This window comes from Paenibacillus sp. FSL H7-0756 (genome assembly GCF_038006765.1).
In the GTDB taxonomy this organism is placed as follows: domain Bacteria; phylum Bacillota; class Bacilli; order Paenibacillales; family Paenibacillaceae; genus Paenibacillus_AQ.
Window position 1 is genome coordinate 180189 of record NZ_JBBOVT010000001.1, and the last position, 23203, is coordinate 203391.

Below are 23203 nucleotides of genomic sequence, written 5' to 3' on the forward strand. Positions count from 1 at the left end.
CACACCTCTCTTTTGCCAAGATAGCCTGTCTGAATGTCCGTATCACCAGGGCCAGAGATTGCCGTCCAGATCAATATAAGCCGGTTCTTCGGCCAGATACATCTTATGGTTATGAACGATCGTCATAATCTTGCCTGCCGATTCTTCAGGAGTTACAGGCGCCTTCGCATCCTTCTCCCCGTTCATATAGGTCTGCAGCCAGCCGGGATGGAAGACCATCACTTGTCCGCCCATCGCACGCAGATGATTGTGCAGCAGCGAAGACTGCATATTAAGCGCTGCCTTGGACATACAATAGCCATACATATTGATCCGCTTGTTCCGTCCGATGCTTCCGGCCTCCGATGAGATATTAACCACCAGACGCTGGCGGCCTTGCAGCAGTAAGCCCATCAATGCATTGCTCACCCTCAGCGCACCCAGCGTGTTCACGTTATAAATCTCCGCCATTGCTTCATCATCCATATCCACGAGCACCGTTGCATCATCCGACCGGTGGATAATCCCCGCGTTATTGATAATTATATCAAGGTGCCCTGTACTCCCGGCAATACTCCGTGCAGCCTCCTTTACGCTCCCTGCATTGCCGATATCAAGAGGGACCAGCCTCAGGCTATCCGGGTATTGCGCTTTCAAAGCTTCCAATGCCGCAGGGTCCGGCAAATACTGTCCGGCAAACACCATGTACTTACTCTCCAAAAGAGATCGAACGAGGCAAAATCCCAGTCCACGGTCAGCACCGGTAACACAAGCAACCCTTTTCATGAGCTCCCCCCTCATATCTGCATGATTATGCACCGAGCCTAGGTTCATCCCTCTCACATTAGCATGGCCTCGGGCCGTTAACAACATCCTGCAAGGGAGGGGCCGGGCTAAGCAGAACTTTACTTTTGCTTTAATTTTGAACTATGCTACAATCATGACTAATAGTTGTTAACAACACAATTGTTGACAACAGGTTTCATTAACTCTTACCCAGGAAGGTGATCCTCCGATGTCTATTCAACAAATTCACACCAAGGAAGAACTAGAGCAATATATCGGGCAGCCTGGCAAAAAACTGCTCTTCAAGCACAGCACCACCTGCCCGATCAGCGCCAAGGCCAACGAGGAATTCCAGGCCTATGCCCAGCATTCAGATACTCCTGCAGCCGTTGTCCATGTGATCGAAGACCGTCCTGTCTCCAATCAAATTGCTGAGGATTTCGGGATCAAGCATGAATCCCCGCAAATCTTCCTGCTGGAGGACAGCGAAGTCCGCTGGAACACCTCACACTGGAAGATTACCCAAAAAGCGATAAAGGAAGCAGTGGAACAATGAGCGCGAACGTAATTGTCTATTCGACCTACGGCTGCAGCGAATGCAATCAGGTCAAGCAGCTGCTGGAGAGCAAAGGCATTCCCTTCGAGGTGCGGGATGTGATGACAAGCTCGGTCTATCAGGAGGAAGTGGAGAAGCTGGGCTTCATGGGCATTCCAGTCACTGTATCCGGGGACCGCGCAGTCAAGGGCTTCAATCTTCCTGAGCTCCAGGAGCTTATGGATGCTGCTGTTCTGTAATATACACAAAGGTGCTCTCCTCTCAAGAGGAGCAGCACCTTTTTTTTGCGATTCATTGATGTAAAATATGTATATTTATATATATCTGGAACAGGAGGACTGATCAATTGAACTGGCTACAAGATGAGCAGGCTGCTAAATGGCGTGAAGAAGGGCAGCGTTATGCGCGCGACGTTAACCAATTCGTACATAAAGGACTGACTGAAGGCTGGGACAAAGCGGGAAATGAACCCGCAGAGGATACACGCGGTGCCCTCGCTGCCAAAATCTATAAGATGATTCGGGGAGCTAATGAGCGCGGTGAGATTGCTGAGCTGCGGGCGCAATTGCCGGCGGCAACGTGGCCGCTCTCCGGCCACTTTCAGAAGGAGATGCAGGCGATCCGCAGTATCCATTTCATCAGTGATGATGCTGTGGTATTCAGCACCGGCACCCCTTGGGAGAAGAAAGCAGTTGTGGCTGTACATAAGGATGTTATTTCCGTATTCGGCGAGTATAGCCTGGTTGGGGCATCTCCTGATAATCAGTTCTATGCGCTCGCCGGAACTCAGGGGATTACCATTATGCATTCTATGAACAGCACACTTCAGGGTACAGTTGTAGCCACCCTCTCATGGCGTGAGCTGAATGGAACGATTCAAGCACTGGACCCGGACTTTCCCGTCTTGGACATAGAGAGCCTGGACCAGGCGTTACCCTTGGAGCAGGTCATTCCTTTTAACGGGGGCGGGGCGTTATTGCTTGTTACGAGCCAGGGGATTTTCCTGGTCCAGCAATCGCAGGAGAAGCCCTGGGAGGTGAAGCTGCTGCATCCGGATCTCGAAGAATATAAAGCAGATGAGCTGGAGCATATTGAAATTGACATGCCGCATGGTGCCGTCTCTCCGGATGGAAGATGGATTGCCTATGGCAGCCAGGGCAGTGATCATCTTTTATATGACACAACTTCAGGGCAGGTTCACCTATTCAATCCGGAATCCAGTTACCCGCACTATACAATATTTACAAAGGACCAGCATAGCGTATGGTACAATTCCTGCCACTTCTATAATGGCGTTACCCTTGCCGTTCCCCTTGAAGATGTGGAAGGAGGAGAACTCCCGGCAGATCAGGAATATCCGCTTGTTAACGAGGAAGCCCGGGTGTATGCGGCGGCAGCGCTGAAGAATGGTGTTGTGATTGGCGATGCCTATGGCTACTTGAGGCTCATTGATGCAGAGGGGCGGGAGCTGTGGCGTTATTATGCCGGAAGCACTATTTCAGGCTTAGCTGTCAATCGGGATGAGACTCTGCTGGCTGTAGGGACTTATGGAGGGATGCTGCACTTCCTGGACCTTCATGCAGCGCAGCGAAGCAACTATGCGATTACAACAGGAACCGTTCGTGAGGTGAAGCGGATCATTGCCTGGAAGAATCAGAAGGTTCCGCTGTGGTGGTAGTCTAATACAAGGGGCCTTCATCCCCACCGCCGTCTGCCAAAAATAAAAAACAGCGCTTGAGCGAGATAAATGGCAGATAATCTGCTACAAATGTGAGTTTTGGCTTCCCTATGCACAGCCATTCAGCCATTTGCTGAAAATAAGGCGAATAGCACTCTTTTCCATTTTTACAACCCACCTCCGAAAAGTGTATGATTCGTGTTGAAAGCAAATGAGTGTATTCATGAAAATGAGCAATGCATGCACGCTGAATTTCCGTCATGTGGAAAACGGGGGAACCATCCGGCCGTCTGGCCGACTTGGGGTGAATCCGAAGGAGAATGCCACGCGCAGGTCTCCGGCAGGTAGGGCGACTCTCACCGTCCGAATCCGACAGCTAACCTCGTAAGCGTAAGGAGAGAGCCCTGATCCGCCAAGCTTTTGTGCCAGGCGTCTTATGCCTGTTACCCAAAACCGCAGGCAGAGGTCCTCCTCTGCCTGCGGTTTTTTGCGCACTGGAATGAACTGCACAGTATAGATTCAGAAAGGAACGTGACCACATGCCTGACCCCTTACCGCCCAAACTAACAGCTGCTGCCGGATTCAACCACTACACCCAGCAATATAGCGGGCCCGTCTATGCGCTTAGCTGTCTGCTGCTGGAAAAAGGCGCCCGTGCCGAACAAGCAACCACCGCCACCTTCGTGGCACTCCATCCACTATGGCTGAAGGGCAGCCTCTCCGGGGACGGTGCTGCTGCGGCTGCCTACAGAGAGTGCATCCGCCAATGTGCCATGCTCACCCGGGATCGTAGCCGCTGCGCTCCTGCCCTGCTTAAATGGGACGATCATGTCGCCAGTGCCTTATGGTACGGCATCCAGCTCCCCCTGCCCGACATCAGCCTGATCCTGGAGTGCAGCATTCCCGAGCTGAAGGCCCGGCTAAGAGGAATACGCGAACAGATGGCAGCCGCACATTCGGCCTTGCCTGCGGTCCACCGCCCTTCGGCGGGATGAGTCGGGGGATTAGCATGGGCTATAGGAATGAGTGCGGCGGAATGAGTTGGATGTGGCGGAATCAGGATACGGATGCGGCAGAAGGAGTCTGATGTGGCGGGCGGGCTGCGGACTACAGATCCGCTATTTTGGCAAATGGGACCATTCTGAAGTCCATGCGGACTGAGAGGCGCTTAATGTACCCATGCCTCATTTTTCGCTCCACCCAGCCTCTTAACGTCCTCTCAGTCCGCAACGGGGAGATAATCGGTCTTTTCACAAAATAAGGGCCTCTGAGTCCGCCTACAAAACAAAAAAGCCGCGACATCCGCCGCGACTTAGTCCTTGACTCTCAGCACCAGCACGCACCCATACTGTGCCTGGCTCACCTTACATAGCTCAACCATCCGATGCATCGATCCAGTCTTCGCCAACCGTCCATTACCTAGAACTCAGCTCTTGCCTTTCCCACTCCTACCATCCTTACCGCCCTTGGCAAACCGCCAAAAGGCCATACAGCAGCCGAGCAATCCGGCTCCCAGCATAAGGGTCTGTAACGCCCCCAGCCAAGCCGACTGCTCCGAGGGGATCAGGCTGCTGATAATGATGAGCAGGATCGAGGCCGCGACCAGCACGGGGGTTTGTCTACTTTTCTTCACAACCATTCACCACTCCTGTTAGTAATTCTTAACTCTATAGTACTCAAAATCAGCGAAGGAGTCATGCTGGTGGGCATCCACGGAACCGATGAAATTGAACAAGCCTGTAAATCCGCCAATCTCCCCGGGCTCTCCGTTCACGCCTTCATCCGACAAATAGAGAGCATCGATATTCTCTACAAAAGCTTGCCAATCCCCGTTATCCCTGAAGCGGTAAAGGATACTCGCGATGCCTGAATGATAGATAAGCTTGAGCTCTGCTGTGTCTTCAGGGACTGGAATGTAATGGTGGACCAGCTCAATACGTTCTCCCAGCTTGGCCTGTAGTACAGATAGAACGGTGCCCTCTGATTCGGAGTGGGTCAAGTGAACGTACAGCCAATTATTCGAATCATAGTATAGCCCCATCCCCGCCGTTTCCGAATAATGATCGGGATGAAACTCCACCTTGGTCTGAACTTCATAATGGAGGGAGGTTGCACGCGTGGCCAACATCGCCGGATTAATCTGTGAGAAGAATGAATTCTCTCCATGAATGCGTAAGTAACCCGGACGTTCAACCGTATTCACCCATGCTGCTTGCTGCTCCCGGTATGGAGTCAGAAAGTGAATATCATAGTGCTCCTGGTTAAAATCATCAAATACGTCATGAGAGAGTCTGTCCCCCTCTAGTTCAACACCTGCTAACCCCTCAACTTCCATTTTGGCTACATTCGATCCATCCTTCATTTCCAGCCAGCCAGCCTCTGTCCAATGCATTTTTTGAATCGAGGTTTCGCGGCCTAATGGATTCAGTAGCGTTCCTTCCACTGGCCGTGACATTAGATGGGCAATGTACCATTCGCCTGTTTGGGTTTGAACTAATGAGCCGTGACCTGCTTTTTGCATGATTGAACCTGGATTATACATCTCAAAATGCCCGGCATCCGGATTACCCAGTGAAAATAAATGGCGCGGCGAGGAGGTGATGATCGGCTCCCCCGACGGATGCGGTTCATAGGGACCAAATATATGCTCCGCACGCCCAATCTCAACACCATGAGCATAACCCGTTCCGCCAGCTGCTAATAGCAGATAGTACATATCTCTATATTTATAGATCTGCGGTGCTTCAGCACAGCCGCGGCTGGTGAAGCCTTGCGTCACACGGTGCCATTGTCCAACCAGCTTCCCCGCATTCAAATCAAATTCAGCGATCACAATATGTCCAGGCGCTTGGTACCCTTCACGGGTCTCCCATTCAAGAATGGACACAAAGTGTTTGCCATCTTCATCATGGAAAAGCGCCGGATCGAACCCTATGGATGTCAGATAGATGGGCTCCGACCAAGGGCCATGGATATCTTCCGCCCACATGGCATAGGAATCCGAGTTGAATTCACGGCCTGCCATGTTTAACATATGAGAATAGGCTAACCAGTACCGCTTCGTCCTGGAATCATAGGATAGATGCGGCGCCCAGATCCCGGCTGGAGTATTTGTCCCCCTTAGATTGACTTCCCCTTTATTCAGTGCGAAGGCAGTCAGCTCCCAATTGGCCAGATCTGTTGATTGGAAAATTTGAATGCCGGGATTCCAGTGAAACGTGGATGTCGCAATATAATACACATCATCCACTCTAATAATAGAGGGATCTGGTGCCATTCCAGGGATTATAGGATTATTAATCTTCGTCATTGATTTGCTTCCCTTCGCTGTTTAGCCATATTATTTACCCTTTTCCTATTGTCTATGTATATTATAATAACTAGTAACGTCCTTATGCGATGGGATGATTACGGCTAGATTTACCCAGATCAAAGGCAGGTGCTGCAAATTGGAACATAGGAATAGCCAGCTCACAGGTGCACAGACGCTGCTGCTGCCGCGCATTGATTGGAATATACGTTTTTTTGGCGCACATACACAGACCGTTCCTGCCGATTGGAGCATGATGACAGAATCCCACCATGCCTTTGAGATTCTGATTGTGCTGGATGGTGCTCAAGAGACAAGGACGGATCATGAACAATTCATTGTGAACCGTGATGATATTCTGCTGATTCCGCCTGGGTTCGAGCATACGAATAAGTGTATTTCCGCTACATCGATGACCTATTTCTGTGCGCATTTCGATATAGACGAGCCCTCCTTGCGGATGAAAATACTAAAAAACTGCGATTGGGTCTATAAGCCCTCCAATACGTATCATGACCCGTTGAAACAATGCCTTCAAAAATGGATCGATATTCTGCATGAGCCTGAGTTGTCGTTCACCAAGGCGAAGCTAAAAGCACAAATGGTCTTGTTCGAATTATTGGAGGTGCTAGTAGATATCCAGCCGGTTCAGACGGAGACACGTACTAAGCAGTCCATGACCACTGCGAAATACGCCAAAGAAATTGCCGAAGCCATCAAGCGGGCTTTTAAGACAAATTGCGCCCAGGGAAATTCAGATTACACCCTTCACATCCAGCCCATCATCGCTTCGCTTGGGATCAGCCCCAACTACGGATTAGAGGTATTTCAAAAAATATATAAAATGTCGCCCCGCACCTATCTGTCTGACTTAAAGCTGCAGGAGGCCAAAATATTACTCCAGCAGCCCAGGATATCTTTAAATGAGATTTCAAACCGTTTAGGCTACAAGAACCTCTCCCACTTCAGCAGACAATTCAAAAGATGGACGGGAATTAACCCTTCTGACTTTCGTAAAAATAATAGTGTATAGCAAACACCCACCTGCCTTTATGGGGCAGTGGGTGTTTTGTTGTTGCGCGCTTTATATATCATGGTTACAGCTTCGTCTTATTCGCTGCGTTTCTTAGATTTACCCAGGGTCACAATCGTCATCATCATCCCTACCAGGCCCATCCCTAACAGCAGCCCTTGCGAGAAATCCATCACATTGCTTCCGTTAGGCTGAATCACTTGGCTGGCAGCAATGGCTGCGAGTGAGGCCAGGAACAGAGTCGATACCGGTTGGTTTTTGAATTGTTTTTTAATCATATTAGACACTCCTTAGCAGGGTTTTATTTTTGTATACAATCTTAGATTTTATAAGCCTTCATCGCTTTTCTGATCTCCTTGATGCTAGGGCGCTTGCCGTACATCAGGACGCCTGTGCGGTAGATCTTGGCGGCGAGCCAGCCGAAGAGGAAGGTTGTAGCCAGCAGGATCGCCAGCGAGACCATGATCTCCCAGAAGGCCACATGGCCGACCCCGATCCGCAGCAGCAGGCTGAGCGAAGAGGTGAATGGCACGAAGCTGGCGACCTTCACCAGCAGGGTATCCGGGTTCGAGATACTGAACAGCGGCAGGTAGAAGCTGACGAAGCCCAGCATCATGACCGGCATCACGGCCTGTCCCAGATCCTCTGTCCGGCTGACAATCGAGCCGACAGCGGCATACATCAGGGCGTACAGGAAGTAACCCAGGATATACAGGATGAAGCCATAGACGATCATGCTGACATTAAGCTGTCCCAGATTCAGATCGAAATCGCTCAGGATCGTGGAATTATGCGGCAGCATCAGGTTGAGCGCGATGGCAGCCGAGATAATGGCGATCTGCATCAATCCGACGAGGAAGATTCCGATGACCTTGCCGAACATCTGGGTGAGTGGCGAAGCGCTGGTGATGAGAATCTCCATTATGCGCGAGCTTTTCTCCGAGGTAATCTCGGCTGAAATCATGTTGCCGGTCATCATCACCGACATGAAGAACAGAATCAGCAGGATATAGACCACAACATAGTTAATGGGCGGTTTATCCCGAACTTGGTCTGCGCCACCTGCCGCCCCGTCCGTACTTAGCTGCGCAGTATCAATCGACACCGGAGCGAAGATCGCCGCCACCTGGCTCTCGGTCAGCTTATCGCCGACAATCAGCCCGGTATTCACCTGCTGCAGAGCAGCTTGCAGATTCGTTCTCAGCTTGCTGCTGATGTCTCCGTCCTTGCTGTGATACGTTACCGGAGGCACGCCTTCACTACCCTCTGCGGCAAAGGTTAGATACCCCTCGATCTTCTCATCCTGCAGACCCTGCTTCAGCGCAGCGTCATCAGCAGAAGGATAAGCGGTAAATACGACTTTATCTTCGGCTTCAGCCGGCGGAGTATAAGCGAGCAGCAGCTCGGCAGGCCGGAAGCCCTGCTCGGCAACGACTCCGATCTGTGTCGCATCCTTGGCACCGTCTTCGCCTTTAAAGACCTTGATAAAATAGGGAATATTCATCCCGATACTGAGCAGAAGCACCAGAATCAGGGTAGTAATCATGAAGGATTTCGTTCTTACCTTGTTCTTGAATGTGAAGCCGATAATGGTTGCCATTTTATTCATTGGATTCACCCACCGCTCTGATAAAGATTTGGTTTAGCGTCGGTTCCTTAATCTCGAAGTGCTCGACCTCGCCCTGAGCCACAGCCAGCTGCAGAATCCGCTGCGCCGCTCCCAGGTCACTGATGGATAACACATACCCGCGCTCCTGCCGCTGCACTCCGGTAACTCCGGCAATCCCGGCAAGTCCGTTAACTTCCCCGGCGGTGCGCAGTACAACCTCTTCCCGCGGATACCCCTTCTTGATCTCACGGATATCTCCTTGAACTACGGTGTTCGAACGGTCAAGAATCGTGATATTGCGGCATAATTCTTCAACATGCTCCATACGGTGCGTGGAGAACAGAATGCTCGTTCCCAGATCCCGCATCTCTCGAACAGTATCCTTAAGCAGCTCCACATTGACCGGATCGAGGCCGCTGAAGGCTTCATCCAGGATCAGAATCTTCGGCTTATGGACCACTGCGGCGACGAAGCCCATCTTTTGCTGATTACCCTTGGACAGCTCTTCAATCTTCTTATTGTAATATTCAGGTACATCAAAGCGTTCCAGCCAGTACTTCAGGCTCTTATCCGCTTCACTGGCGGACATCCCGCGAAGCTGAGCCAGATAGATAATCTGATCGCTTACCTTGACCTTCGGATACAATCCCCGTTCTTCCGGCAGATAGCCCATCAGATGCTGGAGCTCCTTACTATACGGCTTGCCGTTATAGAGGATGCTCCCTTCGTCGGGATAGATCAGGCCGAGCACCATGCGCATAGTTGTTGTTTTGCCGGCACCGTTGGCGCCCAGCAGACCGTAAATCTCGCCTTGCTCCACCTTTAGACTGATTCCGTTGACGGCTGTCTTCTCACCGTACTGCTTCACTACCTGCTTCAACTGCAATGCTTCCATTCTTATTCCCCTCTCTTCTGGTCGATCAGAACCGGACGATGTCCCCGGGTCCATAAGCTTAGAATTTCATCCAGCTCCAGGCTGCGGCTCTTGAGTACCTTTACGCCCAAATCGTGAATGCGTTTCTCATACAGATAAATTTGCTGGGTTAAAAATGAAGCTATACCCGGCGTTTCCAGCTTCAGCTCCAACGCCTGCGGCAGCTCGGCCGCCAGTTCCTGCAGCTCTTGCTCTCCCTCAATTTGAACCCATATTTCACTCCATGAACCAAACAGGCTGTCCTTCTCGGCCATTCCCAGCAGCTGCCCCTGGTGCATCAGCACGATGTAATCGGCCAGCCGCCGCACCTCATCCACAATATGGGTCGAGATGACAATCGTCGCCTCGTGCTCCTCCATATAGTTCTGCAGCGTATCAATCATAGTCTTCCAGGCAAAAGGGTCCAGGCCCGAAGACGGCTCATCCAGCAGCAGCAGCCGGGGCTTCGCCGCGAGGGCGGCGGCAAGCTCGAACTTGCGCCGCTCTCCCTTAGACATTTTACCCAGTCTGGCATTCTGCGGCACTTCAAACCTCTGGATTAGCTCCCCGAAGTAGCTCTGGTCCCAGGAAGGATACCAGTGGCTGCGGAAGGCAGCCGCCTCAACAGGCGTCCAGAAGTTCTCCTCAGGCTGGGGCATCTCCGGCACATAGGCGATGGTCTGCCGGAGCTCCATCGGCAGCACGCCGCGGTAAGTCTCTTCATACCAGCGGATCTCCCCTTCATCCGGCAAAATCAGCTGCAGCAGCATATTCAGCAGCGTGCTTTTGCCCGCGCCGTTCTGGCCCACCAGCGCTGTAATATATCCTTGCGGCAGCCTGAGATTCATCGGCCCGATGGTTTTGTTCCGCCGCTTCTTGCAAACATCCCGCAGTTCTATAGCTTGCTGGCCCATCAGCTTCCCCCTCTTTCTGCCTGCTTCCCGTATTTGCTTTTCACAATCTCTGTGAACAGCCTGGTCAGCTCCTCTTCACTGCAATGCACGGACAGCCCCGCCTCCACGGCGCTCTCCAGCGCCTTGCGGACGGTCACCTGCTTATAGTCCTCCATGGCACCGGTCCCGATATGGGATACGAAGGTACCCGTCCCCTGCCGGGTCCGCAGCAAGCCTTCGTTCTCGAGATCCTGATAGACGCGGCGGACTGTAATAACGCTGCACTTCAGGTCACCCGCGAATTCGCGGATGGAAGGAAGCAGCGTCCCTTCTGTAATCGTGCCCGAGATAATCAGCGATCTGAGCTGCGTTTCGATCTGATGATACAACGGCTCTGCGCTGTTCTCATTAATTTGTATAGGTATCCACATCATTTACACCTGCCTTCCAGGCCCGGCCCCCGGATGAACGCCTTGCCCCGTCTCATACAAGATCACGGCTCTTCAGCCGGCGAATCGTCCACTTGGAGAATAGCTGCATGGATAGAGCACCCGCCGCAAGCGCACCCCACATCAGCGGAGAGCCCAGCCCCCATGACCTGGAGACAGCGACCGTAGCGAGCAGAATATTGCCTCCCGTCAGGTAGACCAGGCCCGCAGCCCCTACCGACAGTATCATAATGACCGATATGGACCAGAAGTAGACTTTGCCGCTCACCGAGAACTCAATCAATATATAGAGTCCGGAGACAATCAGACCGTACCCCACCCAGGTGAAGGCGAAGGCGAGATAAGCAGATACCGGCAGCTCACTGCGCAACCCCGGGCTGATTAGGTATATTAAGCTGAAGTAGAGCATGCCGTTCATAGCAATGGCGAACAGCGCGTTTAGCTTTCTTTTGCAAAGGATAACCTCAGCAGGCACCGGTAATGCACGCATATACGCCAGCATCCGGGTATAAGAATCTTCAGACAGATATTTCATCGTCCGCCGGGAGAAGCTGATGCTCAGCATGAGAGTCATCGTAATCATCAGAACATCGCTCAGCATCCTTCCATCACTCCCGCTGAGACTATCATCAATGACCATTCCTGACAGCGCAGCAAAATATCCCATGAACAGGAGCGAGAACAGCAGCGCCCACAGCAGCTTCCAGCGGTCACCGTGGAATTCGCTGCGTACAATGACCCAAGCTTGCTTTAACGTCGTCATAACCTTTAACCTCGCTTTATTCTTCTTTGAGCGGCAGAGCCGCCAGATCTGCTTAACTTCAGTGTGTATCTATGTGTGCTTACTGTATATATCTATATACACAGTATATGACCTGTGCATTTCACTGTCAACAGAAAACCTCGGCTATTTTTATTTTTTCGATTTCCAATCACAACCAAATCACCCTAACGGGTGAACAAAATTACCTTTGCAAGAACACAATGTATGCTGTTTTCCACATACGTTCAGGCCGTGTGCCTGCTTGCGAACACAATGTATGCTGTTTTCCACATACGTTCAGGCCGTGTGCCTGCTTACGAACACAATGTATGCTGTTTTCCACATACGTTCAGGCCGTGTGCCTGCTTGCGAGCACAATGTATGCTGTTTTCCACATACGTTCAGGCCGTGTGCCTGCTTGCGAACACAATGTATGCTGTTTTCCACATACATTCAGGCCGTGTGCCGCTATACCTGCCCATTGTATTCGGTTTACTCTTATCCACAAATTCACACACACCTTTTCCGCAGCGGCAGGAAATATAGTTTCCTATTACAACAAAAAAACCCCGCACATGGGCGGGGTTGAACTTCATTTATAGGAGCATACGCAGGATTTACGGCACAAGTGCCGGATTTGATTACAATAAACCACAAGAAGCTAAGTCAGTATGTATACTTTGACGTTTTTTGTCGTACAATATCACTTATGCGACTTTTTTGGAGCTGAACAAGAGAAACTATGCATACTTGCGCATAATCAAACAGCAATGCGTTTATTATAGGTCATTTCCTAACTTCTGTATAGAAACTTCGCCGGATCAGCCCCTCCGCTTCCACAACTTTATTCAATTCGTGTCTCTGCAATATTTGTCGAATTCCATTTATTGAATGAACGTCCGCAGGCTGTCCTCTACAAAATCCGGGGCAGCCTTTTGAATCTGCTGAACAGTATGGAGATACCGCTGGGTGGTATTGATGTGGGAATGACCCAGCGATTCCTGAACCTGCTGAAGCGATGCTCCCTGGAGCAAGGCCAGTGTGGCATTCGTATGCCGCAGCCAGTGCGGCGTCAGCTTTTTCTCAATCGTGCTGGCTGCTCCGGCGTTCTTAATAATCCGTTCCACCTGCCGTGAAGATAACGGAAACATCCTCTGCTCCGGGGTGACCTCTTCCTTCCTTGGCAGGGTATCAGACAACTTGGAGTACAGCTGCCAGAGAGTCGGCGGAACCTTGATTTCTCTGGGCTTGCCCCCTTTGCCGTTCTCCACGGTCAGCCAGACTGAGGTCTCCAGCAGATCATTATGGAAGTCCCCCCACTTCATCGCCGTCAGCTCCGATACCCGCAGACCCAGTACCACCAGCGTCAGCCCGATCAGATAATTGCGCAGTCCTTGCTTCTCCAGTACATTCAGTAATTCTCCCACCTCCCGTTTGGTCAGGAAGTTTTTGCGGCTGGTCACGGTTATTTTGGGGATGCGCACCGAAGAGGTCGGATTCACTGCAAAAAAACCGATATGCTGGTCACTCCCCCATTTATAAAAAGACTTCAACGGCGCAAGGAATGCCGCTATGCTTGCCGGTGCCAGCTGCCTCTGAGAGCTGTAGCCCCCCTGCGTCAGGAAAATTTTATACGCCTCAATCTCCCTCCAGCTCACTTCCCGCAAAGAGGTACCAGCAATAAATCTGCGGAAATCGGCAATCGCCCGCTTATAATTTCGACCGGTATTAACATTCGTACAGCAGGTAGCCATAAACATCTGAACAATCTGATCATCACTTAGGCAGCCCTCTTCCGGGTACACCAAGCTGAGCGCCGTACGGCTAAATTCGGTCTGGCTCATTCTTTTTTCATCACTCCTCAGGATTAAACATGTCGCATAAGTGATATTGTACGACATTTTCGTGGTATTTTGTCCCATTATCACACAGAGATGGCTAAAGGCCGGAACACACAAGATCAGCAGAAGGTAACGCGAAGAACTCAGGAGGGAGAGGTAAGACAGAATAGCGGCTGCGGGCCAGCTAAGTAATATGAGAAGCCGGAGGGTAACTATGGAGACTGTTTTGCAGAAACAATATGTTGAATTCGGGATAGATCACGAGCATTATGCGATCCCGATCTCAGATGTCCATGAAATTATAAGAATGCAGGAAATAACGGAGATCCCCGGCAGACGTCACTATGTTAAGGGCATTATCAATCTCAGGGGTAAAATCGTGCCGGTGCTTAGCCTTAGAGTGCTGCTCCAGATGGAGGAAGTGGCCCATACCAAGCATACACGCATTCTGGTGGTTCATCACCAGGAGGAGTCTCTCGGCGTCATTGTCGACAACGTGAATAAAGTGACAACCTTCAGCGATATTCAGCCTGCACAGGGCAGCATCTCCGGAATCAGCAGCTCCTTCTTCAACGGAGTAGGCTTCTCTTCTTCCGAGCTGGTCGGCATTCTGCGGCTGGATGAGATCCTGCTGCGCGACTAAATAAAGGCTATACGGAGAGAAGGCGAACCATGGTTGATTTATCGGAATACCGAGGGATTTTTCTGGAGGAGCTGGAGGACCAGCTGCAGCTGATCGAGGATGAGGTGCTCAGACTGGAGCAGGCTGGAGAGACCGCAGACGGAATCCAGCAGTTCTTCCGGGCGGCCCATACCCTTAAGGGCTCCTCGGCCTCTATGGGCTACAACGGGCTGAAGGAGGTCACGCATCATCTGGAGCATCTGCTTCATCAGATGCGGGGCGGGGAACGAACGGTCACGCCGGAGCTGATCCGTCTGTTCTTCGAAGCTCTGGACGGCATGCGCGCGCTGCAGAGCGAGATCGCTGCTACGGATCAGGAGAGCACAGATGTGTCCAGTCTGATTCAGCGGCTGAGTACATTCGGAATGGCGGGACAGCAGAAGCCTGAGGATAAGCTCCCTGCTGTACAGACAAGTCAGACGGAGCTTCCCCTCCAGCTGTTCTGGGTGCATGTGTGGCTCTCTCCCGGCTGTGAGATGAAGCTGCCCCGCCTTCACCTGATCGATGCCAAGCTGCGGAGTGTCGCTGCAGTCCTGCGCATGAAGCCGGAGCTGGAAGCGATAGAGGACCACGACAGCCGGATTGACGAGGCGTCCTGGTTACTATCGCCCAAGCTTGATATCGGGGAGCTCCGTCAGGAGGTCTTATCCATTATGGATGTTGATCGTATATACATAGAAGAAGTGCTTAACGATTCTCCGCGTCCGGGTGAATACATGAGACCACCCCATCCGGAGACGAGGAGCTTGGAGCTCCCGGAAGTACCCGAATCTCCGCCGTCTGCCGCTGACAAAACCAAACCGCAAACCATCCGCGTCCAGGTGGAGCGTCTGGAGAAGCTGATGAACCTGGCGGGCGAGCTGGTCATAGACCAGACGCGGTTCCATCTGCTGAACCGCAGATTCCACCAGCAATACGGAACCAATGATCTGACAGAGGAGCTCGGCCAGCTTGCCGACCATCTGGCTATGATTACTAGCGAGCTGCAGGAGAGCATGATTAAGGTGCGGATGCTGCCGATAGAGCAGCTGCTGAGCCGTCTCCCCCGCATGGTCCGGGACTTGTCCGGCTCCCTGAACAAGCAGGTTGAGCTGGTCCTTGAAGGCAAAGAGACGGAGCTGGACCGGACGCTCATTGAGGAGCTTGGCGACCCGCTGATCCATCTGCTGCGCAATGCTGTCGATCACGGCATAGAGACCCCGGAAATCCGCCGCAAGTCCGGCAAAAGCGAGACAGGAACCGTCCGCGTCGCCGCCTCCCACGAGGACAACCAGGTCATCCTGGTCATCGAGGACGACGGGGCCGGGATCGATTCCGCCCTGATTGCAGAGTCTGCTCTGCGGAAGGGCATCATTACGGCAGAAGAGGCCGGCGGGATGACTGAGGATGAGGCGCTGCGGCTTATTTTCCGGCCCGGCTTCTCCACAGCTCAGCAAATCAGTGATATTTCCGGCCGCGGAGTCGGGATGGATATCGTCCGTAATGACATTGAACGGATTAACGGCATGATCGATATCGAGACCACCCGGGGAAGAGGCACCCGCTTCCGGATTCGCCTGCCCCTGACGCTCGCCATCATCCGGGGTCTGCTCGTTCATGCCGGGGGAGCCACCTTCGTGATTCCCATGAGCAGTGTGGCCGAGATCGTCCGTGTCGCTCCAGAGGAGATCAGCTCTGTCCGGGGCCAGCCTGTCATTACCGCACGGGATCAGCTCATACCGGTGGTCTGGCTGCAGGATATCCTGCGCCTTCCCTCCGCTGCTGGCGGCAGCGCAGCATCCATTCCGCTGATCATCGTGGGGCGGGGCGAGAAACGGCTGGCACTGGCCGTAGATACACTTATCGGCAATCAGGATATCGTAATCAAATCGCTCGGCGCCTACATGGGCAAGACAGAGAATATATCAGGAGCTACCATCCTGGGAAATGGAAATATCGCACTGATCATAGACATAGCCAGCTTATTTTTCACTACGGGAGTTTTCGCTTAACAAAATCATCTTTATTGGGGGAAACAGGTATGAAATGGTTCTATAATCTAAAAACAAGCGTGAAATTAATCTCGTCCTTCCTGATCGTCGCTGTCATTCTTTCCTTCGTGGGTCTCTACGGACTGAGCAATCTCGGCTCTATCAATAAGAGTCTGGATGATATGTATGTGAACAATCTGGTTCCCGTCTCCTCCCTGCAGAGCTCGCAGAACAGCTTCTCCGTCATGCGCGGCATCGTCAGGGATCTGTACATTAAGCAGACCCCTCAGGAACGCCAGCAGCGGGTGGATGATTATAAAAAAGAGAAGCAGAACGTACTAGATAGCATCTCCGCCTTCCGCAAAACCAAGCTGAGCCCGGAATCGGTTCAGACCATTGCCCCTTTTGAAGCTGCCTGGAATGAATATTTGCTTACCTACGATTCCCTGGTCAGCCTCGCGCTGAGCGGACAGGACGAGAAGCTGCTGGAGATGCTGCGCAGCAGCACGCTTAATAGTCAGGGCGATACCTTGAAGCAGATCCTGAACGATCTGATTCTCACCAATACCAGGGAAGCGGATCAGGCCCGGCAGGCTGGAGCCGTACTCTATAGCTCTTCACGCAACATTACCCTCGGCATTATTATCGGCGCGGTTATTCTGTGCATCCTGTTAGGGTATATCATCTCCCGCATTATTTCTAATCCGCTGGCGAAGGTTGTCAAGGTTCTCTCGAAGGTGGCTGACGGCGACCTGCGCAGCCAATCCGATATCGATACCAGAGATGAAATCGGCATTCTGGCTGCCAAGGTGAACGAGATGGTCGCTAGCCTCCGCAGGACAGTGGGCTCCATCCTGCTGCATTCCCAGAGCCTGTCCGCCGCCGCCGAGGAGATCTCTGCCAGTACGCAAGAGGTGGCAAGCGGCAGCACGACTACAGCGGATGATGCCGGGACCATCAGCGAGTTATTCAAAGAGCTCTCCAGTGCGATCCACTCTGTAGCCCAGAATACCGAGCAGGCCTCGATGATCTCCGATGAGACGGTAACCATTGCCGAGAATGGGAACAGCATCATTCAGGAATCGATGGAGAGCATGGAGGCTGTCAGCGGGCAGATGGCTAAGCTTGAGGAGGACTCGCAGAAGGTCGGCGAGATTATCGATGTCATCGAGGATATTGCAGATCAGACCAACCTGCTCGCTCTGAATGCCGCCATTGAAGCAGCCAGAGCAGGCGAGCAGGGCCGCGGCTTCGCGGTTGTGGCCGACGAGGTGCGCAAGCTGGCCGAGCGCAGCGGCGAGGCCACCAAGCAGATCACCAGCATCATCAAGGGGATGCAGGTAAATACACGCTACAGCGTGAGCGCTGTGCAGGAGAGTGCGGAGCTGTCGCAGAAGACCGGCGTTTCTTTCCATCAGATCGTGACGATGGTCAACAACGCCGGCCAGAAGATCTCCGAAATTGCCGCCGCCAGCGAAGAACAAGCTGCCCAGTCCACCAACGTCCTCGCTGCCGTGGAGAGCATCTCCGCCACCACCCAGCAGTCCGCCGCCAGCAGCGAAGAGACCGCCTCTTCCGCCCAGTCCCTGGCCAGCCTGGCCGAGGAGCTGCAGAGCACGGTGTCTTCGTTCCGGTTGTAGTTCTTGGTTTATACGGCTGCCTGCAAGTTCCCTTTGGGAGCTTGCAGGTTTTTTTGTTAAAGGACGGCAAAGCCGTTTCCACTTGTTCTTGCGGGATCGGCCGGGAAAAGTGTACAGTTCTAAACGCAACCAGTGACGTTAATTGGATTTTGTCCATCTATTTTGACGGCATCGCCCCATTTGCAAACAGTAGTGGGACAAACAACACTTAATTTCTACAATTTCGTCTAAACAGAGGAATTTCTCGAAATTAGGTGGACTTTTTCCAATTGCTTACCTGCAACCGTCTGTATCACTGAAATTAAATGTGCTTTTTCCAACTATGATTGTGGCCCCTCTTCCCCGAACCCATCGATTAACGAAATCCCCTTGGTAATACGCACTGTACTCTCTTGCAAGAACCCGCGGGTCCAATCGTCAGCCTGTGTTAAATCCCAACTCCGGTGCATGCCCACAACTACGATAATCTCACGCAGTTTAAGAAACAACTCCAGCTGACTCTTCCAGCCATCGGGGAGCTGCCTGCCATCCTCCGTGTAGCCTAGCTCGAAATGCCGGATAAAAAGCTCGTATTGCTCCTTACGTTCAGACCTCGAATCTTCTCCAAATACATATAGTAAATAATAGAGCTGGATAGCAATATCCTCAGCATACCAGCTGTACTGGCACTCATCGAAGTCAAAAAGCGTGATCTTCCCTGATTCATCTACCATGAAATTACCTACGTTGATATCCCCGTGAATTAATCCAAAATTATCTGAGGTAACAGGCAGACTGGCCAACTCTGCTTTTATTTCATCAAGGGCATGCAAAATGGGCCTAAGCTCTGCCGGTAAATAATCTTTTGCCCGCACGAGGTATTCGTTAGTCTCCCAGGTATGTCTTCTGAATACCGGCTTGTACCGCTTAGCCAGTTCATGAAGACGGCCTGTAATACGGCCACATTGTTCGTATAGCATCGGGTTCCGCAGGCACTCCGGATATCCAACTTTTGTGCCGGGTGCATAATTGAACGAGGCTGCGTAAAAATCCATCGGATGCCCATGAATACGCTCAACATCCCTTCCATTCACCGATGAGACCGGAGCTGACACTGACACCCCCTTCTCCGCGAGGTAACGAATCCATTCGATTTCGGCTGCAATTCCTTCAGAGGTACGAAGTGTCCCCGGAGTAAACCGAAGAATATATTGGGATTCATCGCGAATATAGGAATAAATAAAGTTTTGAAAGCCTCCAATGAAGATCAGCTCCTCAGGGTTAATCCCAAAGCGCCTAGCACCTTCAGCAGCATGTTCGTCCATGAACATTCGTTTGATGTGTGGGTCCATAATTTCTCCTTTGTATGTATACCTTCTATTTCTGGATTTTTTTAATAACATACATTATATCATTCGAAAACAGGCAATAATATAAGTTAAGTTTAAGTTAATCACGGTAAATTTTAAGTTGTTTTAAGTTTAAACGAGAAGTGTTAGAATGGAGTTGAGGTGATGTATATGTTTAATGTAACAGAAAAGGAAAGAGCATTGTCAGAAGCATTGTCGATCTCCGAAGTATTCAAGACACATCTACACGAGACCGAAACGCAGATGTCAATGTTTATTAAGGCTTTGGCCAATTATATTGAACGGAATTCCATTCATAATCCTTCAGAAGTGCTTCAGGCCGTGGATAGTCATTTGGTTCATGGTAATTCCGAGCAGGCTCTGCAACGAGTGCTAATCCACATGGTTACTGTAGGGATGGAGGCTGAAGTATTAGGCACTAAAGTCTACACAACAGGAGATGTCGCCCGATTCTTCGGGGTAAGTATTGCTACGATCCATAATTGGATTGCCCTTGGGCGATTTGACGGTGTTGAAAAAGGAGAGCGTTACAAACAAGTTAGATTTCCTGAGAACGCAGTTTATACTTCTCCTACTGGAATGAAGTCAGCTATAGCAGATGCTGCAATACGTTATGAAGCAGAGCAAATACGTTCAGGCAGAAATAAAGAAATGACAGCAGCTGAGGAAATGGCTGAAATACTTAATGCTGTCGTTCATTTTGAAAAAAAATATGGCGGAACATTCGAAGAGACACTGGGCAAAAAAACTGATTTGACCCCAGCACAATCTCGGGACGCAGTACAATGGTCCAGTCTGCTGTACTCCGTTGAAAGGAACTGGGACTGAATACTCGCCCTCCATCCAACATCAGCCAGTTGGAGAAAGACTTTTCGAATATTATTATGAACTCATGTGATGGGGATGGCAGCGGTCTGTTCACCTCCATCTCATTTACCCGGCACACATTTGTGTTCACGGATATGTCCCGTTTACTTATAACTGAACATCTCAGCAGGGGACGAATAGAGATATACTTCTACGACTGGGTGGATGAACACGGGGCAGATATTTTAAAATTCCACAGCGAGCCGCATAAAGATGATAGGCGCTATCAGACATCCACTGAGCCTTATCATATTCATCCCCCCGCGGATGCCAAACTTACTAATATGACACGTTATCCTAATGTGTATCATCAGGAGTTACCAGCAATAATGGAGCACATCTTTTTTTCACTGGTAGCAGCAAAAAAGATATAGCAACCTAATCATTTTCGATTTCGTTCAGCCTAAAAAAGCCCGCCCCTCCCCCGCAGCAGCGGCAGATGGACAGGCTTTTCCCCTATGATTCCAGGCTTCTCTTCCCCTCGGCTTAAGCGCCCAGGATGATCTCCCAGACCGGCTTCGTGTGGCCGCCTGGATAGAAGATATACAACAGCACGTAGACAGCAACTCCGGTGATGGCGGTGATGAACCAGATGACAGAGGTCACCCGTCCCCACTTCCGGTGCTTGGCATACTTGGCCTTGAAGCCGAGCGTCAGCGTAGTGATGCCGAATACGGCAGCGACGGTAGCCAGCACGATGTGGAAGATCAGGAAGACATGGTAGATCGTCGTCAGCTCATCCGGGCCGCCCCAGGAGGTATTGCCTACGAACACCGTTCTTGACGAGTACACCAGGAAGAACAGAATCGCTGCCACCGCAGCCGCAATCATCGTCTTCTTGTGCGCTTCGCGTTTGCCTTGAATGATCTGTCTCCAGCCGATTGCCACCAGCACCGCGCTTATGACGATGAACGATGTGCTGATCGTAGGAAACAATGTGAAAATATCCATGAATATCCCCCTCGGTACTTACCAGCTCATTATAGTTCAGACCTCCTCCGCCAGTGCAGAGGGTGACGCGGACACATCTGTGTCCTCTTGTCCGTTCTCTTTTTTATACCAATGATAGAACACATAAGCAAGCATCGAGGCGAAAATAAATTCCTGAATGAACTTCATCACGATGCCTCCAACCTGCTGATCTACCTTGGGGGACAGAGATCCGAAGAAGCCGGGACCGCCAAAAGCCTGCAGTAATGCAGCCGGACTCTGCGGAACACAGTAGCCCATCGCCTTCGCCCAGGTGCCCGGGTCGCTATATGTAGCATAGAGGGGGGAGCCCGCAAAAATGATCAGCCCGCAGGCCGGTGTCAGCAGCACCATGTTCAGGAAGATGAAACCCACCTGTCCCAGACCGCTAAGCGCCCGGTATTCCGGCAGGGGGTTGATCAGATTCCACCACATCAGCGCCGAGGTCAGGAACAGGACGCCATAATACAGACGGTGAACGGTGAAATGCAGCATGACATAATCATGGATGACGGGGATGTGATAGAGCGAGAACAGGCCGTTGAAGAGCAGGGCCGCCACCACCGGCTTCGCGAGAAAAGCCAGTCCCTTCAGCGGATTCACCCGCAGCAGGGCGCGCCAGCACCAGTCGGGGATCCCGAGCATAATCAGCGGGACCGCCACCAGATAGGACAAGGCCATACTGACCATATGGAAGGAAAATAAGATATGTCCCAGCAGACTGACTGGTCCTCCCTGCGCGAGATAGAGGGCCAGCATTCCGCATAAGAACAGCCCCCTCCGCCAGAAGGGGACTGCAGTGCTGCCCTCAAAACGGGAGGCCAGCGGTCCGATCAGCACAAAATATCCGGCAGTCAGGAGGAGCATCAGGGCCAGAAACAGCGGACTCCATAGTTCCGTAAAGCTGAAATATTGCAATCCCGGTATCATCCTCAAGACCTCCCCGGAGATAGAATCAATCCCACCATACCCAATAGAGCGCCATTACAATACAGGTGCCTGCGATAAAAAAACCGCCCAGCATGAAGATAATCGGGAGCATATGCCCTTTGTCCTTCAGATGCATCCAGAAGCCCATCTGCAGGAACACCTGCAGCACAGCCATTACCAGCAGCAGGATGATCGCAAAGGTAGCATTCACCCCTCCGGCCGCCACCGCGGCAAAAGCGATCAGTGTCAGCACCACGGAGAATACAAACACCACAATATGCCGCTGCGGTCCTTCCGGACGGTGCCGGTGCTTCACCGCAGAATCTGTAGAAGGCTGCTTCGTCGTCATGGCTTCACCCCACCTTTCCGAGCAGGTATACGACTGTGAAGATAAAGACCCACACCACATCAATGAAATGCCAATACATTGCCGACACATAGATCTTCGGTGCGGTAACGACCGTCAAGCCTTTATGCAGCAATTGTCCGATCAGCACGGCGATCCACAGAATTCCGAACGCCACATGGGCACCATGGAACCCGACCAGCGTATAAAAGGCCGAGCTGAACGCACTCGTCGTCATCCCGAATTCCTCATGTCTGACATATACGCTGAACTCGTAGATCTCCAGGATCAGGAATGCAAGACCAAGCAGGACGGTTACCAGCAGCCAGTTCCTGAGTTGGGCCACATTCCCCCGGTGCATAGCCTGAATGGCGAACACACTGGTCAGACTGCTGACCAGGAGGAGCAGGGTCGCTGCCGCAACCAGCGGCAGATGGAACAGCTCCGCCGCCGAAGGTCCCTCATTCGTCTGATTGCGCAGCGCCAGGAAGGTCGCGAACAGGGTGCCGAAGAGTACCGCTTCCCCTCCGAGGAACAGCCAGAAGGCCAGCACTTTATTCCGTCCTTCCAGGGTCGCTTTCTCAGGTTCATGCGGGAGTGTACCGTCCGCTGCTTCAGCATGTGCCGTTGTCATCTCTGC

General features: G+C 51.7%; 26 protein-coding genes and 1 riboswitch. Of the genes, 10 read left to right on the forward strand and 16 right to left on the reverse strand.

Annotated features, from left to right (window positions below; genetic code table 11):
- Window positions 1-42: 42 nt before the first annotated feature.
- A complete protein-coding gene (locus NST04_RS00765) occupies window positions 43-765 on the reverse strand; it encodes an SDR family NAD(P)-dependent oxidoreductase (protein ID WP_341182761.1) in 723 nt (240 codons plus the stop codon).
- Between the two features lie 229 nt (window positions 766-994).
- Between NST04_RS00765 and ytxJ the strand changes: the two genes are divergently transcribed.
- From ytxJ to NST04_RS00780, 3 genes are all read left to right on the forward strand, one after another.
- Window positions 995-1321 (forward strand): bacillithiol system redox-active protein YtxJ, encoded by a 327-nt coding sequence (ytxJ, locus tag NST04_RS00770; protein WP_036700214.1) that lies wholly within the window; start codon window positions 995-997, stop codon window positions 1319-1321.
- Window positions 1318-1560 carry a glutaredoxin family protein gene (locus tag NST04_RS00775; protein ID WP_341182762.1) on the forward strand — a complete coding sequence of 81 codons (243 nt, stop codon included), beginning with the start codon at window positions 1318-1320 and terminating at the stop codon, window positions 1558-1560. Before ytxJ ends, NST04_RS00775 begins: the two co-directional genes overlap by 4 nt.
- 107 nt (window positions 1561-1667) lie before the next feature.
- A complete protein-coding gene (locus NST04_RS00780) occupies window positions 1668-2999 on the forward strand; it encodes a WD40 repeat domain-containing protein (RefSeq protein WP_341182763.1) in 1332 nt (443 codons plus the stop codon).
- A 1-nt stretch (window position 3000) separates the two neighbouring features.
- Here NST04_RS00780 and NST04_RS00785 read toward each other — a convergent pair whose 3' ends face one another.
- Complete coding sequence (locus NST04_RS00785) at window positions 3001-3261, reverse strand: hypothetical protein (RefSeq protein WP_341182764.1); 261 nt, start codon at window positions 3259-3261, stop codon at window positions 3001-3003.
- A riboswitch (cyclic di-AMP (ydaO/yuaA leader) is annotated at window positions 3235-3404 on the forward strand. (Overlaps the previous gene by 27 nt.)
- 134 nt (window positions 3405-3538) lie before the next feature.
- Here NST04_RS00785 and NST04_RS00790 point away from each other — a divergent pair.
- The gene (locus NST04_RS00790) at window positions 3539-3994 is read left to right on the forward strand and encodes a hypothetical protein (RefSeq protein WP_341182765.1); all 456 of its coding nucleotides are present in this window, start codon (window positions 3539-3541) and stop codon (window positions 3992-3994) included.
- 431 nt (window positions 3995-4425) lie between these two features.
- On the opposite strand, the gene NST04_RS00795 is transcribed toward NST04_RS00790, so the two are convergent.
- Both NST04_RS00795 and NST04_RS00800 read right to left on the reverse strand, forming a co-directional pair.
- Window positions 4426-4632, reverse strand: coding sequence for a hypothetical protein (locus NST04_RS00795; RefSeq protein ID WP_341182766.1), 207 nt, complete (start codon window positions 4630-4632; stop codon window positions 4426-4428).
- Window positions 4633-4650: 18 nt separating this feature from the next.
- Window positions 4651-6309 (reverse strand): family 43 glycosylhydrolase, encoded by a 1659-nt coding sequence (locus NST04_RS00800; protein ID WP_341182767.1) that lies wholly within the window; start codon window positions 6307-6309, stop codon window positions 4651-4653.
- A 139-nt stretch (window positions 6310-6448) separates the two neighbouring features.
- On the opposite strand from NST04_RS00800, the gene NST04_RS00805 reads away from it, so the two are divergent.
- Complete coding sequence (locus NST04_RS00805; protein WP_341182768.1) at window positions 6449-7342, forward strand: AraC family transcriptional regulator; 894 nt, start codon at window positions 6449-6451, stop codon at window positions 7340-7342.
- Between the two features lie 77 nt (window positions 7343-7419).
- On the opposite strand, the gene NST04_RS00810 is transcribed toward NST04_RS00805, so the two are convergent.
- The 7 genes from NST04_RS00810 to NST04_RS00840 all read right to left on the reverse strand — a co-directional run bounded on the left by NST04_RS00810 (window position 7420) and on the right by NST04_RS00840 (window position 13813).
- Window positions 7420-7620 carry a hypothetical protein gene (locus NST04_RS00810; RefSeq protein WP_341182769.1) on the reverse strand — a complete coding sequence of 67 codons (201 nt, stop codon included), beginning with the start codon at window positions 7618-7620 and terminating at the stop codon, window positions 7420-7422.
- 41 nt (window positions 7621-7661) lie between these two features.
- Window positions 7662-8951, reverse strand: coding sequence for an ABC transporter permease (locus NST04_RS00815; protein ID WP_341182770.1), 1290 nt, complete (start codon window positions 8949-8951; stop codon window positions 7662-7664).
- Entirely contained in the window at window positions 8944-9846 is a 903-nt protein-coding gene (locus tag NST04_RS00820) for an ABC transporter ATP-binding protein (RefSeq protein ID WP_341182771.1), read from the reverse strand. The genes NST04_RS00815 and NST04_RS00820 overlap by 8 nt, the downstream gene beginning before the upstream one ends.
- 2 nt (window positions 9847-9848) lie before the next feature.
- Complete coding sequence (locus NST04_RS00825; protein WP_341182772.1) at window positions 9849-10778, reverse strand: ABC transporter ATP-binding protein; 930 nt, start codon at window positions 10776-10778, stop codon at window positions 9849-9851.
- Window positions 10778-11188 carry a GntR family transcriptional regulator gene (locus NST04_RS00830; protein WP_341185148.1) on the reverse strand — a complete coding sequence of 137 codons (411 nt, stop codon included), beginning with the start codon at window positions 11186-11188 and terminating at the stop codon, window positions 10778-10780. Before NST04_RS00830 ends, NST04_RS00825 begins: the two co-directional genes overlap by 1 nt.
- A gap of 52 nt (window positions 11189-11240) precedes the next feature.
- A complete protein-coding gene (locus tag NST04_RS00835) occupies window positions 11241-11969 on the reverse strand; it encodes a hypothetical protein (protein WP_341182773.1) in 729 nt (242 codons plus the stop codon).
- Window positions 11970-12853: 884 nt separating this feature from the next.
- A complete protein-coding gene (locus tag NST04_RS00840) occupies window positions 12854-13813 on the reverse strand; it encodes a tyrosine-type recombinase/integrase (protein ID WP_341182774.1) in 960 nt (319 codons plus the stop codon).
- 211 nt (window positions 13814-14024) lie between these two features.
- Between NST04_RS00840 and NST04_RS00845 the strand changes: the two genes are divergently transcribed.
- The 3 genes from NST04_RS00845 to NST04_RS00855 are packed head-to-tail and all read left to right on the forward strand — an operon-like array spanning window position 14025 to window position 18102.
- Window positions 14025-14453: a chemotaxis protein CheW gene (locus NST04_RS00845; RefSeq protein ID WP_341182775.1), complete on the forward strand. Its 429-nt coding sequence runs from the start codon at window positions 14025-14027 to the stop codon at window positions 14451-14453.
- Between the two features lie 29 nt (window positions 14454-14482).
- Window positions 14483-16483, forward strand: a complete 2001-nt coding sequence (locus NST04_RS00850; protein ID WP_341182776.1) for a chemotaxis protein CheA — start codon at window positions 14483-14485, stop codon at window positions 16481-16483.
- Window positions 16484-16512: 29 nt separating this feature from the next.
- On the forward strand, window positions 16513-18102 hold the full coding sequence (locus NST04_RS00855) for a methyl-accepting chemotaxis protein (protein ID WP_341182777.1): 1590 nt from the start codon (window positions 16513-16515) through the stop codon (window positions 18100-18102).
- Window positions 18103-18422: 320 nt separating this feature from the next.
- Here NST04_RS00855 and NST04_RS00860 read toward each other — a convergent pair whose 3' ends face one another.
- On the reverse strand, window positions 18423-19406 hold the full coding sequence (locus NST04_RS00860) for a phosphotransferase enzyme family protein (RefSeq protein WP_341182778.1): 984 nt from the start codon (window positions 19404-19406) through the stop codon (window positions 18423-18425).
- A gap of 195 nt (window positions 19407-19601) precedes the next feature.
- On the opposite strand from NST04_RS00860, the gene NST04_RS00865 reads away from it, so the two are divergent.
- Window positions 19602-20279 carry a helix-turn-helix domain-containing protein gene (locus NST04_RS00865; RefSeq protein WP_341182779.1) on the forward strand — a complete coding sequence of 226 codons (678 nt, stop codon included), beginning with the start codon at window positions 19602-19604 and terminating at the stop codon, window positions 20277-20279.
- 29 nt (window positions 20280-20308) lie between these two features.
- Window positions 20309-20692 carry a DUF6516 family protein gene (locus NST04_RS00870; RefSeq protein WP_341182780.1) on the forward strand — a complete coding sequence of 128 codons (384 nt, stop codon included), beginning with the start codon at window positions 20309-20311 and terminating at the stop codon, window positions 20690-20692.
- A 112-nt stretch (window positions 20693-20804) separates the two neighbouring features.
- On the opposite strand, the gene NST04_RS00875 is transcribed toward NST04_RS00870, so the two are convergent.
- The 4 genes from NST04_RS00875 to NST04_RS00890 are packed head-to-tail and all read right to left on the reverse strand — an operon-like array spanning window position 20805 to window position 23197.
- The gene (locus NST04_RS00875; RefSeq protein ID WP_036722160.1) at window positions 20805-21269 is read right to left on the reverse strand and encodes a DUF420 domain-containing protein; all 465 of its coding nucleotides are present in this window, start codon (window positions 21267-21269) and stop codon (window positions 20805-20807) included.
- A gap of 36 nt (window positions 21270-21305) precedes the next feature.
- On the reverse strand, window positions 21306-22214 hold the full coding sequence (ctaG, locus tag NST04_RS00880) for a cytochrome c oxidase assembly factor CtaG (RefSeq protein WP_341185149.1): 909 nt from the start codon (window positions 22212-22214) through the stop codon (window positions 21306-21308).
- Between the two features lie 28 nt (window positions 22215-22242).
- Window positions 22243-22566 (reverse strand): cytochrome C oxidase subunit IV family protein, encoded by a 324-nt coding sequence (locus NST04_RS00885; protein ID WP_341014852.1) that lies wholly within the window; start codon window positions 22564-22566, stop codon window positions 22243-22245.
- A 4-nt stretch (window positions 22567-22570) separates the two neighbouring features.
- Window positions 22571-23197, reverse strand: coding sequence for a cytochrome c oxidase subunit 3 (locus NST04_RS00890; protein WP_341014855.1), 627 nt, complete (start codon window positions 23195-23197; stop codon window positions 22571-22573).
- Window positions 23198-23203: the final 6 nt, after the last annotated feature.